11 protein-coding genes are annotated in these 12,471 nt (G+C 38.6%); 7 read left to right on the top strand and 4 right to left on the bottom strand.

What is annotated here, in order from left to right; all coding sequences use genetic code 11:
- Positions 1-327: 327 nt before the first annotated feature.
- Positions 328-1,866 (bottom strand): threonine ammonia-lyase, biosynthetic, encoded by a 1,539-nt coding sequence (gene ilvA / locus IAE19_RS03420; RefSeq protein WP_200459535.1) that lies wholly within the window; start codon positions 1,864-1,866, stop codon positions 328-330.
- A gap of 105 nt (positions 1,867-1,971) precedes the next feature.
- Here ilvA and rpiA point away from each other — a divergent pair, with 105 nt between their 5' ends.
- Together rpiA and IAE19_RS03410 are read left to right on the top strand one after the other, a co-directional pair.
- Positions 1,972-2,643 carry a ribose-5-phosphate isomerase RpiA gene (gene rpiA / locus IAE19_RS03415; RefSeq protein WP_200459534.1) on the top strand — a complete coding sequence of 224 codons (672 nt, stop codon included), beginning with the start codon at positions 1,972-1,974 and terminating at the stop codon, positions 2,641-2,643.
- Positions 2,643-3,314: a SprT family zinc-dependent metalloprotease gene (locus IAE19_RS03410; RefSeq protein ID WP_200459533.1), complete on the top strand. Its 672-nt coding sequence runs from the start codon at positions 2,643-2,645 to the stop codon at positions 3,312-3,314. The genes rpiA and IAE19_RS03410 overlap by 1 nt, the downstream gene beginning before the upstream one ends.
- A gap of 36 nt (positions 3,315-3,350) precedes the next feature.
- Here the strand turns inward: IAE19_RS03410 and IAE19_RS03405 are convergent, their stop codons facing one another.
- On the bottom strand, positions 3,351-4,868 hold the full coding sequence (locus IAE19_RS03405) for a hypothetical protein (RefSeq protein WP_200459532.1): 1,518 nt from the start codon (positions 4,866-4,868) through the stop codon (positions 3,351-3,353).
- Between the two features lie 364 nt (positions 4,869-5,232).
- Between IAE19_RS03405 and argC the strand changes: the two genes are divergently transcribed.
- From argC to IAE19_RS03380, 5 genes are all read left to right on the top strand, one after another.
- Positions 5,233-6,288: an N-acetyl-gamma-glutamyl-phosphate reductase gene (argC, locus tag IAE19_RS03400; RefSeq protein ID WP_200459531.1), complete on the top strand. Its 1,056-nt coding sequence runs from the start codon at positions 5,233-5,235 to the stop codon at positions 6,286-6,288.
- 73 nt (positions 6,289-6,361) lie between these two features.
- A complete protein-coding gene (locus IAE19_RS03395; RefSeq protein WP_200459846.1) occupies positions 6,362-7,114 on the top strand; it encodes a DUF6776 family protein in 753 nt (250 codons plus the stop codon).
- A gap of 18 nt (positions 7,115-7,132) precedes the next feature.
- Positions 7,133-7,546: an ATP-dependent Clp protease adapter ClpS gene (gene clpS, locus IAE19_RS03390; RefSeq protein ID WP_200459530.1), complete on the top strand. Its 414-nt coding sequence runs from the start codon at positions 7,133-7,135 to the stop codon at positions 7,544-7,546.
- Between the two features lie 9 nt (positions 7,547-7,555).
- Positions 7,556-9,832 carry an ATP-dependent Clp protease ATP-binding subunit ClpA gene (clpA, locus tag IAE19_RS03385; protein ID WP_200459529.1) on the top strand — a complete coding sequence of 759 codons (2,277 nt, stop codon included), beginning with the start codon at positions 7,556-7,558 and terminating at the stop codon, positions 9,830-9,832.
- 3 nt (positions 9,833-9,835) lie between these two features.
- The gene (locus tag IAE19_RS03380) at positions 9,836-10,195 is read left to right on the top strand and encodes a YnfA family protein (RefSeq protein WP_200459528.1); all 360 of its coding nucleotides are present in this window, start codon (positions 9,836-9,838) and stop codon (positions 10,193-10,195) included.
- Between the two features lie 69 nt (positions 10,196-10,264).
- Here IAE19_RS03380 and argF read toward each other — a convergent pair whose 3' ends face one another.
- Complete coding sequence (gene argF / locus IAE19_RS03375; protein WP_200459527.1) at positions 10,265-11,179, bottom strand: ornithine carbamoyltransferase; 915 nt, start codon at positions 11,177-11,179, stop codon at positions 10,265-10,267.
- Between the two features lie 102 nt (positions 11,180-11,281).
- Entirely contained in the window at positions 11,282-11,917 is a 636-nt protein-coding gene (locus tag IAE19_RS03370) for a TetR/AcrR family transcriptional regulator (RefSeq protein ID WP_200459526.1), read from the bottom strand.
- Positions 11,918-12,471: the final 554 nt, after the last annotated feature.

The raw sequence follows: 12,471 nt of genomic DNA, 5'->3' as shown, positions 1-12,471 counted from the left end.
TGATAATATTTGTATGCATTGGAGCTTGATAAGAATGAATTCGCTTTTTCATTCTCAAGATAAAATTTATCTTTTATAAAAACCAGTTCGATTAGACTTCCCTGCATTTAGCAGTTTACCTATATATGTATGTGCTTCACTGATGGTTTTGTCTAAGCCGTAATTTTCCTGAGTTTTCCTTAAAAGATCAAATCTCAACACGTCCTAAATCTTGGATAAAGTGTTATTTATCCAGTTTATTATTTTTAAATAAGTTTTAAAGCAAAGAAGTGTTAAAAACCGATAAGGCGTGTGACATCGTCCTTATCGGTTGTTGCCCTATAAAAATTACTTCAAGAAACGTTGATAACCAATATTTTGAGTAATTTCTTCATAAGGGTAGGTAATATTTTCAAGTGTTTCGATTAACACATCCGGGTTTTCCTGTGTATCTGTCGCTTGTAATCCAACCAATACGCGACCTTCAGCAGCGCCGTGGTTACGATAGTGAAATAGGCTAATATTATGAGTAGGGCCCAAACGCTCAAGAAATGTGAGCAATGCACCTGGACGTTCTGGAAATTCAACGCGGAATAAGCGTTCATTTGCAATATTGGCATGACCACCAATCAAGTAGCGAATATGTAGTTTAGCAACTTCATCATCCGATAGATCATCAACTTCATACAACTCTTTCAAATGGTTGTAAATTTCCTGACGTTCTGTTTCGCCAGATTTTAGACTAATTCCAACAAACACTTGCGCTTGATCACTCTCACTGGCACGGTAATTAAACTCAGTGATATTACGACCATGTAAAGCACGACAGAAATTTAAAAAAGCGCCTTTTTGTTCAGGAATTGTCACAGCAAAAATTGCTTCTTTGCGTTCGCCCAATTCGGTACGCTCAGCAATATAGCGTAACCGGTCAAAATTCATATTTGCACCGCAGACAATCGAAACGATGTTTTTGTTTTGAAGCTGATGTTGCTCTACATATTTTTTAATGCCCGCCAAAGCCATTGCTCCAGACGGTTCTACAATACTACGGCATTCATCAAAAGTATCTTTAATCGCAGCACAGATTTCATCAGTATTAACCAAAATTACATCACGTTCTACAATGGGACCAGAGTTATCTGATTTTTGCAATTGAATAACTTCAAAGGGTTTCTCACCAATTTGGGCTACAGCAGTACCATCTGCAAATAAGCCGACGTGGGGCAAGATCACGCGTTCATTTGTTTCAAAAGCCGCTTTTAAACAGGCCGATTCGTCATATTCAACAGGAATGACTTTGACATGGGGAGCAACGTCACCTAAATAAGCAGCGACACCCGCGATTAAGCCGCCTCCGCCGACCGCTACAAACACATATTCAACATCACGCCACTGACGTAAAATTTCATTGGCAATGGTTCCTTGTCCTGCCATGACTAATTCATCATCATAAGGTGGAATAAAGGTCATGCCTTCATCTTTGGCACGTTGAATTGCGTATTTATTGGCCACATCAAATGAGTCACCATGCAATACCACTTCACCACCCAGACGCTTTACGGCTTGTACCTTAATATCAGGTGTGGTTTTGGGCATGACAATAATGGCGCGAATTCCTAACTTTTGACCAGAAAGAGCTACACCTTGGGCATGGTTACCGGCCGAAGCAGTAATTACACCGCGTTCTAATTGAGATTTCGGAAGTTGGCTAATACGATTGTAGGCACCGCGTAGTTTAAACGAAAAGACAGGTTGTAAATCTTCGCGTTTAAAACAAATGTTATTGTTAAGCTTTTCACTAATTCGTGGCGCTGCTTCGAGTGGGGTTTCGATTGCAACATCATACACCGTTGCCTGTAAAATTTGTCGAACCAAACGAGACAGCATGTTAATCTTCCATCTAACAGTTTAAAATAAACGATTATTGTAACAAACCCCTACACATTTGCGCCGATTAATTCGCCCAAATGTGAAAAATAGTTGAGTGATGTCATGAGCCTGTATGCGACCCAAGATGAGAAAAAACAAGCTGCTGCGCAAGCCGCTTTAAAACACTTGCCAAGAGGTGGCATTTTAGGAGTGGGAACGGGCAGTACAGTTAATTTTTTGATCGATTTATTGCCAGAATTACAGCTTGAGGCTGCAGTAGCTAGTTCGCAGGCAACCGCAGAGCGTTTACAAAAGCTAGGTATCGACGTGGTCGATATGAATCATGTCGGTGGACTGGACGCATATGTTGATGGTGCTGATGAAATTGATCGTCATATGCATATGATTAAGGGTGGCGGTGCTGCACTCACACGTGAAAAGATTGTTGCCTCTATTGCTAGGAAGTTTGTCTGCATTGTTGATGATTCAAAATGGGTCGAACAATTAGGACGTGAATTTCCATTACCTGTCGAGGTAATTCCAATGGCACGTTCTGCGGTAGCTCGTAAAATCGTCACTTTAGGCGGTGATCCTGTTTATCGTGAAGGTGTGGTGACAGATAACGGTAATGTAATTTTAGATGTTTATAATTTGAATATTTTAAATGCACTTGAGCTTGAGAAAACCCTGAATGATATTCCTGGTGTGGTGACGAATGGCATATTTGCACTGAATCCTGCCACTATTGCCATTGTTGCAACCAATCAGGGTATTGAAGAACGTACTGCGATTTAATGCAATTGCAACCATTACCCGAAATTAAGATTGTTAGACATGTAAGGGCAAGACGTTTGCGCTTACGTGTCGAACCGCATCAAGTGCGCTTAACCGTACCCTTATTTTGTACAAAAAAACAAATCCAGCAATTTTTAGATCAGTCACAGGACTGGTTAATGCAAACGTGGCAAAAACAAACTCAACAACAACTCGCAAATTCAAATTTTCAGCATATTCGCTTTTTCAATCAGGAGTTGCCGTATCAGATCATCTCTCGTAAACAACACAAAAATTATATGATTGACTCTGAGCAGGCATGTATTTTTATTCGAGAAGATAAAGGCGCTGTGGTATTGAAAGACGTGGTTTATGAGTACGCAAAACAATATTTACCTTTATATTTGGGCGAGATTAGTCAGCAAATCGAATTATCTTTTAGCGATTGTAGTATCAAACGACCTAAAACGCGTTGGGGAAGTTGTAGTGCACAGCATAATATTATGCTGCATGCGGGTTTGGTCTTAATGCAACCAGAAATTGTACGTTATGTATGTGTGCATGAATTGGCGCATACTCGCTATTTTAATCATAGCGCTCAATTTTGGGCAGAAGTAGAAAAATTTGATCCCGACTATTTAATACACCGTAAACAATTGAAGAGTTACCAACTACCTGCATGGTGGTATTAGGAGCTGTAAGATTTTACAGCTCCTAACTCTATTTATTTAATTGAAAGTACAGCTTAGTTGTTCGTTTTCCAATTGCGCAGGAGAAGTATGTTTATCTAAGCCAGCACTTGCAGATAAAACTTTATTGGCTTTAATTTTAAGCTGTATGAATGGATATTGTTGAGAACTATTACTTGGCTCGGCAGATCCGCTATTTAGAATATATTCCTGTGTCGATGCATTTACTTGTAATAGATTATCTGTACTTCCACCATCCAGAGTAGATTTATAACTTTGACTTCCCTGACTTAGTTCAATTTCACCCGTAGCTCTAATTTTCAGTACACACTTGTTGGCTTCATAACGACCAATTAGGTATTCAATAGTTGGGAAGTTTAGATCTGTATTGTCATTATTAATGCCGCTAATGCCTTGTTTGCAAGGATAGATAGAATCTCCACATATACTTGATGTTGTAAATCCAACAGCGCGACGATAGTCACCAGCGCCAGCAGTACGAATAAGTAAAGAGGTGTATGGGGTATCCGGGGTTCCGCTATAGGCTCGTTCTGTTAATGCCTTATAGCCTATACTATTTAAACTTGGCTGAAGCTGACGAACAGCTAAATTAAGTACCGCATCTTTTAAACCATTTGCAAACTGATCTCGGGCTGTTTTTTGATTTGCTCCAATACCCGGAGCTGTATTTAAGAGCGGATCAGTATTTTCAACCGTCGTTACGAGTGGTGTAAAATCAGTTTTATTGCCAATTACACTTTTACCATCGAGATAACCATCTGCTAAATCAAGTGCAATGTTTTGAGTAAACTCTGAATAGTAGCTACTAGTTTGATTATGGGTGCTATACCAATAGACAAAATAGCCAAAACTTAGATAACTATCTAGATAAGTATTTTGTGGTAATGTCGAATAACTGAGATTAGTTAAAGCATTAGCATTTGTAATAGTTGGTGTGTTTTCATTTTTAAAGGCATTCAATAACGCAGTGTTTATATCCTGCATTGCCATAATGAAATGAGTATCGTTGATTTTAGAGGTTTCTATATTTTCATCAGGTAACTGCCCCGCACGAACTAAAGCACGTTGATAAACGGCTTCTGAAACAGGACTAACAAAAAATATTCTGGATTTAGTCGAGGTTGGCCAAAGTAACGCATGATAGGTTCCATCTAGAGTTACATATTTATCATTAATAAAGTCATAAATTTGTGAGTTCTGGCTGGCGGTAATTTCAAGGCGATAGATTCGATTTGCTTTCTCAATAGGAAATTTCAGAACAGATGATGTCCCGCTAAAAGATGCGATTTCGGTTACGACTTGATTACTACTATTATCATAAAGTTTAAGATTAACATTGCGCATTTCCAATGGAAGTTTTATTAGAACTTCATTAGGTTGCAACGTACTGCTGCTTGAATTGTCCTCGTTGGTCTGTGATGTTGGAGGGGTGTTAGAGCTTCCTCCACAACTGGCCAAATAAGTGCTGAGTATTACAATGCCAATTGATTTAAATAGATTGGTATATTGATATTGTCTGCTTTTAAAAAAAGGCATTCCTTCACCCCTGAAGTTTTAGTCATCCGTGCCAACCAAGGAATCAGTTTTATCATCACTGATAATCTATTATTTAAATTAGAGATTTAAGTCCTTGTCATTTAACGACATAAAATACTTTTTTATACCTTAAAATGGCTTTTAAAAGTTTTATCCAGTTTAAACTATTGGCTTTATTTCATTTTATGCTATCTCAATATAACGGCTAAAGTAATTTTTGACCAGTGGTAGAGTATGTGACAAATACTTTATTACCTCACTTCACGCTATCTACTTTAAAAAGCTTTTTTGAGCATGTGGAGTTGATTGTAGAAATCCAAGTAAACTGCCATACTATCCGCCATTCGGTTGAAATTTAGAGGTAATGATCGTGGTCTCTGTCGGAATTGTTGGGGGAACTGGATATACAGGCGTTGAATTATTGCGTCTTTTATTACGACATCCGCAGGTCACTGTTCAAATACTTACTTCACGTACAGAAGCGGGTAAACGTGTTGCAGATATGTTTCCAAGCCTTCGGGGTCATACTGAGCTTGAATTTTCCGATTTAAATCTGGATAGTTTAAAACAATGTGATGTGGTTTTTTTTGCTACTCCGCATGGGGTCGCTATGCAGCATGCAAAAGAACTGGTTGCAGCCCATACTAAAGTTATTGATCTTGCGGCTGATTTTCGTCTGCAGAATTTAGAACAATTTGAGAAATGGTATGGTTTACAACATAGCTGCCCAGATATTTTAAAAGATTCGGCTTATGGTTTGTCTGAGTTAAATCGCGAGAACATTAAAAAAGCTCATGTAATTGGTAATCCAGGTTGTTATCCTACGACAGTCCAATTAGGTTTAGCGCCATTACTCAAGTCTGAACAAGATTTGATAGACCCTTCAAGTATTATTATTGATGCAAAATCAGGGGTATCGGGTGCTGGCCGTAAAGCGAGCATGGGGATGATTTATTCAGAAAATGCTGATAATTTTAAAGCTTATGGTGTAAATGGACATCGTCATCATCCTGAAATCGTTGAAGCTCTGGAAAATATTTCAGGTCAAAAAGGTGTATTTGATCACATTGTATTTGTGCCGCATTTAGTGCCGATGATTCGGGGAATGCTCAGTACAATTTATGTCGATTTGACTGAAGAAGGTGCAAATACTGATCTTCAGGCGCTGTACGAGCAATTTTATGCTAATGAAAAATTTGTGGATGTGATGCCTCCTAACAGTTCACCTGAAACACGCAGTGTAAGGGGAGCAAATGAGTTACGAATTGCATTATATAAACCTCAACCGCATAAACTAATTGTGCTGTCAGTGCAGGATAATCTGGTTAAGGGTGCCGCAGGTCAAGCCGTACAAAATATGAACTTAATGTTTGGCTTTGCAGAAGATGCAGGTCTAACAGGCATAGGTTTATTACCATAAAAAACGCTTTTAAACTTCACACACATTTAAATTTCGATTTAAATGTGTGCTTTGGTTCTATCTTCAAATTGAGATGGTGATGCAGAATACTGAACAAATAAATAATGATGATCTACAAATGCCTAAGCCTTCATTTTGGCACACGAATAGACCATTGGTAATTGGAGCAGTTGTTCTGATTTCTGGTAGCTTTCTATTGGGTTATACGGTGGGGCATCGTCAGGGATTAACCGTTGTCGGTTATGATGCCGATGCAGAGCAATTGGTGGAAGTCGTTCAAAAACAGAAAACTGCACTGGATGCGGTCAATAAAAGTTTAAACGCAACCGTACAAGAGCGTGATGTCGCTGTAAGTAATGCCAATGATTTATATCAGGGGATTACACAGGCAAAAAATGACAAGGCACAAATGGAAGGCATGAGTGCGATTTATCGTGAAGTTCTGCGTCAACGTGGTGGCTTAAGTCTCACGATTCAGAATTTAGCTATAAAACCTTTACCTGAAAATGCTTTTGAGTATCAACTTGATTTAGTGCAAGTCAGCCCAAATAAACGTCGTGCTGCTGGATCTGTAGAAATGCGCTTGATTCAGGGTGATGAAATACTGGTTGTACCGTTAGAAGATAATAATTTTAATTTTGATGATTTTGAGCGTTTAACAGGACGCTGGACGATGCCAAAAGGATTTACTCCGCAGTTTATAGAGATTCGTTTGACAGGTTCAACCCCTGTAACCAAACGTTTTAGTTGGCAGCGCGGTAAACCAGTCGATGCAGAATCTGCTTTTGTTGCAGAAATTCCCCAAGCAGAAGCAAACGCAAATTAAGAGTGAATCAAAGAGTATATGCGAACCAATAAGCGACAAATTAGTTTAAAAGACGTGAAAGCTTCCTTTTACCAATCTGGATATGTCGATTGGCATATCAATCCGCGCTTAAGTGATTCGCAGAGCAATGAGGCAGACGGTGATGTCGCGATACAAACCGCTGAACCTCAGCTAAAACGTCCACCTATGTATGCTGTGGTATTATTGAACGATGATTACACTCCAATGGACTTTGTAATTGAAATTTTACAACAATACTTTGCATTGAATCTTGACCAAGCTACTCAAGTAATGCTAACAGTACACTATGAAGGTAAAGGTGTTGCTGGCGTCTATCCACGAGACATCGCGGAGACCAAAGCAAACCAAGTAAATAATTACGCTCGATCCCAAGGTCATCCATTACTTTGTCAGATCGAACCCAAAGATTAAGGGGGTCGTATGCTCAGTCGTCAATTAGAAGTATCCTTACGTTTGGCTGTAAGCATGGCTCGTCAAAAAAGGCATGAGTTTCTGACTGTAGAACACTTATTGCTGGCTTTGCTCGATAATGATTCAGCTGTAAATGCGCTTAAGGCATGTGGTGCTGATATAGTTTCATTGCGTAAAGAGCTAGAAGAATATGTAGAACAACATACGCCTAAGCTTGGTGAAAATAACGATCAGGCTCCACATCCAACTGAAAGTTTTGATCGTATTTTGCAGCGCGCAATTTTCCATGTGCAATCTAGTGGCGGTGATCGTACTGTTGAGGGTGCAGATGTATTAGTGGCAATGTATTCTGAACGTGATTCTTTTGCGGTTTATTTGTTAAAACGTCATCAAATTAATCGTTTGACTCTGACACAGTATTTGTCTCACGGTACACGTAAAGAAGACGTCCAGCCGGAAGAAGAAGTTGAAGATATTGAGGGTGATGCATCTGCATCTTCAAATGCAGGTCCATTGGAACAATTTACCCTCAATTTAAATAACGAAGCGCTGAAAGGCAAAACAGATCCTTTGATTGGTCGTGAAAAAGAGATTGAACGTACTGCACAAATTCTTTGCCGCCGTCGTAAAAATAATCCGCTTTTGGTGGGCGATCCGGGTGTAGGTAAAACTTCTATAGCAGAAGGTTTAGCGTGGTTGATCGTTAATGGCAGAGCGCCAAAGCCGCTTGCAAATGCTGAAGTTTATAGCCTTGATATTGGTGCTTTAGTTGCAGGAACCAAATATCGTGGTGATTTTGAAAAGCGTTTAAAACAACTTTTAAACGCTTTAAAGAAAAATCCAAACGCGATTTTATTTATTGATGAAATTCATATGATTATTGGTGCTGGTTCAAGCATGGGCAGTACCATGGACGCATCAAATTTAATCAAGCCTGCACTGGCTAATGGTAGTTTACGTTGTATTGGTTCAACGACTTTTCAGGAATATCGTCAAGTTTTTGAAAAAGATCATGCCTTGTCTCGTCGTTTCCAAAAAATTGATGTAAATGAGCCAAGTGTTTCTGAAACCATCGATATTTTGCGTGGACTCAAAACCAAATTTGAAGATTTTCATCATGTTGAGTATGAAGATAAAGCCTTAGTTGCTGCGGTTGAACTGTCCTCTAAATTTATTAATGATCGATTCTTGCCAGATAAAGCCATCGATGTCATTGATGAGGCAGGCGCGCAACGTCGTTTAAAAGCGGAAGCAGATGGCACTCTGATTACTATTGAGAATATCGAAGACATTGTTTCCAAAATTGCACGGATACCACCGAAAACCGTGTCTAAAGATGATAAAGCTGTTCTTGGATATCTGGAACGTGATCTTAAGCGTGTGGTCTTTGGTCAGGATGAAGCGATTGCCGCATTGGCATCCGCAATCAAACTTTCCCGTGCGGGTTTGAAAGCTCCCGATAAACCTGTTGGTAGCTTTGTATTTGCTGGTCCAACTGGGGTCGGTAAAACAGAAGTGACTAAGCAATTGGCCAAATTGCTAGGAGTGGAGCTGGTACGTTTTGATATGTCTGAATATATGGAGCGTCATGCAGTTTCACGTTTGATTGGTGCGCCTCCAGGCTATGTTGGATATGATCAGGGTGGTTTATTAACAGATGCCATTCATAAAAATCCACATTGTGTATTATTGCTGGACGAAATTGAAAAAGCGCATCCTGATGTGTTCAATTTGTTGCTGCAAGTCATGGATCATGGTGCTTTAACTGACAATAATGGTCGCAAGTCTGATTTCAGAAATGTAATTATTGTTTTAACGACTAACATTGGTGCGGAAAGCATTTCTAGAACCAGCATTGGTTTTACAGAGCAAGACAATAGTAATGATAATCAGGAAGCAATGAAACGTGCTTTTGCACCTGAATTCCGAAACCGTCTTGATGGTGTAATTCAATTTAAAGCCTTACCAACTTCGGTGATCGAGTCAGTCGTTGATAAATTCCTAACGGAATTACAAGCCCAGCTGGATGACAAAAAAGTGGTGCTTGAGGTTGACCAATCTGCGCGTGATTGGTTGGCAGCGAATGGTTATGATCGTTTAATGGGGGCACGCCCAATGCAACGATTGATTCAGGAACATTTGAAGAAGCCACTTGCTGAAATGATTTTATTTGGTGAGTTGGCTGATCATGGTGGGAATGTCGCGGTTTCTGTGAAAAAAGAAGAGGGCAAAGAGGTTGGATTACAGCTTTCTGTCTTTGAAGATCAAACGGCCGAGCCTGCTTAATCGATGTTAGAATATCTTTCGATAACCCGAATATTGAGTGTATTCGGGTTATTTTTATTGACAGCGATTGCTGAAATTTTAGGCTGCTATTTCCCTTATCTAATTTTAAAAGAAGGAAAAAGTGCGTGGTTATGGATTCCCACTGTAATTAGCCTTGCTGTATTTGTATGGCTTTTAACCTTACATCCAGCCGCTTCTGGTCGTATCTATGCGGCGTATGGTGGGATTTATATTTTTACGGCACTCATGTGGCTTCGATTCGTTGATCAGGTTGCATTGACACGTTGGGATCTTTTAGGTGGCCTAGTGGTTTTAATGGGTGCATGTTTAATTATTTTACAACCGCAAGGTTTGATCCGATAGAGCCTAAACCTAATGTTTAAATGTAAAAAAACGCTGTTTGAACAGCGTTTTTTTATCGAAAAATTTTAATTATTTTGAATTTTCGTTAAGTAAAAATTCCATTAAAGCTTTTTGCGCATGTAATCGATTTTCAGCCTCATCCCATACTACAGAATTTTTGTGATCCAGCATATGCTCTGAAATTTCTTCGCCACGATGCGCAGGTAAACAATGCATAAATAAACAATCTGGATGAGCAATATCCATGAGTTTTTCATTGACCTGAAAGTTTGCAAATGCTCTTTCACGAAGCTTTTGTTCTTCTTCTTGTCCCATGCTTGCCCAGACATCCGTCACAATTAAATCTGCATTTACTGCCGCATCTTCAGCATTGTCAAAAACTTCAACACAATGCGCAAATTCAGATAAAAACTCTGGCTTGGGTTCATAACCTTTAGGTGATGCAATTTTTAATTTAAATCCCATCATATGGGCAGCTTCGATATACGAGTTGCACATATTATTACCATCCCCAATCCAGGCAACAGTTTTACCTTTAATGCTCCCACGATGCTCCTGATAGGTTTGCAGATCAGCGAGAAGCTGACAAGGATGATGATCATCTGTTAAGCCATTAATCACGGGAACTTTTGAATAGGAAGCAAACTGTTCAACGATCTCATGACCAAAGGTACGAATCATGACAATATCTAGCATACTGGAAATAACGCGGGCAGAATCTTCAATTGGTTCACCACGGCCTAATTGAGTATCACGTGGTGAAAGAAAAATAGCACTACCACCAAATTGATTAATCCCTGCTTCAAAAGAAATGCGTGTACGTGTACTCGATTTCTCAAAAATCATTCCTAGAACTTTACCTACAAAAGGCTGAAATATCTGTTTCTCATGCTGTAAGCGTTTTAGTTCGCTCGCACGATCTAAAATACGGTGTAATTCCAAAGAAGATAAGTCGCGTAAAGTTAAGAAATGCCGTAGAGCCATAGTTACTCCACAATAATTGTTGTTAAACAACAATTAGTTGCTGATAAATGAACGAAAAAAGAATCAAATACTATACTACACGTATTTGAAAATGCAAAGAAATTAGCTTATTCGGTGGCCATTCAAAAACACATCGACGCAATATTCAATGTGATCAAGAATTTCTTGATGATCAATAGTCATGGGAACTCCCATAATGATTTTCCATTCAATATTACGCAATATGCCAAAATACATCATGGCAGAATTAAAAGGTTGAGGGCAGTAGATTTGATTTTGTTGTGCGGCTTGCTCCAAAGCGCAGGCAATGGTCTTTTGCACAAATTCTGGGCCACGTTCATGTAAATATAAAGCCAATTCTGGATCACTTTGAGAACGTTCAATAACCAAACGCATAAAAGCAGCGTTTTCAGTACAGGTAATTTTTTGGTAAAAACCAATAAGAGTTTGAATCAAATAACTTCTTAAATCTTGAATATGGCTATTAAATGCAACACACATATTTTTAAAAAAAAGTTCACGTCTATAATCGCAGATGGCTTTAAACAATCCTTCTTTGCTACCAAAGTATTTATAAATAGATGCTTTTGAACCACCAGCATGATTAACAATATCATCCAGAGAAACGGCCTCATAGCCGCGTTCTAAAAATAACTCAGTGCCACTTAACAAGAGCGCTACTCGGCGTTCGTGTCCTCGTCTGGTTTGTGGCAGTTCGCAGCAGGCGTGTTGAGTCATAAGGTTCAGGGTTCTCTACATAAAAATAGTGAAAATTTAAGAAATTAAACGTCTTAATGGCAGTATAACAAAAATTAATAGAGCTGACTGTAAAGGTGGCTTTATCGATAAGAGCTTATGTATATATGGGTACAAATATGGAAGATTCAACAAAAAATGTTTTAAGGTGCTGTAAATAAGCTAATTCGCAAAATATTTACGATTATATATGTAGGGTTAACGAAAAATAGTAGGGACAACGTTTGAGGGTGGATAGATTAATGGATATTCCAGCTAGATTTTTTGCATCATTTTTAAGAATAATTAAACAGTCATCATTTTTAAATTAATATGATTCAAAGAATCCTAGGGCTTATAGATCACAATCATTCAATTATATTCATTAAATTAAAAAATGAATTTTTGTTTAGATGTTCATTTATGTCGCATTTTTTGAAATTTATGTGCACCATGTTGACTACTTTTTAAAGGTTAATTAAAGAAACTGTGTAAAAAAAAGACACTTAGCGCGTAAAATACTAAAACTAAAACTAAAGTATAACAAAAAAGGAATT

It is taken from the genome of Acinetobacter sp. S40, assembly GCF_016624705.1.
In the GTDB taxonomy this organism is placed as follows: domain Bacteria; phylum Pseudomonadota; class Gammaproteobacteria; order Pseudomonadales; family Moraxellaceae; genus Acinetobacter.
This window is presented reverse-complemented; position numbering and strand designations above follow the sequence as displayed.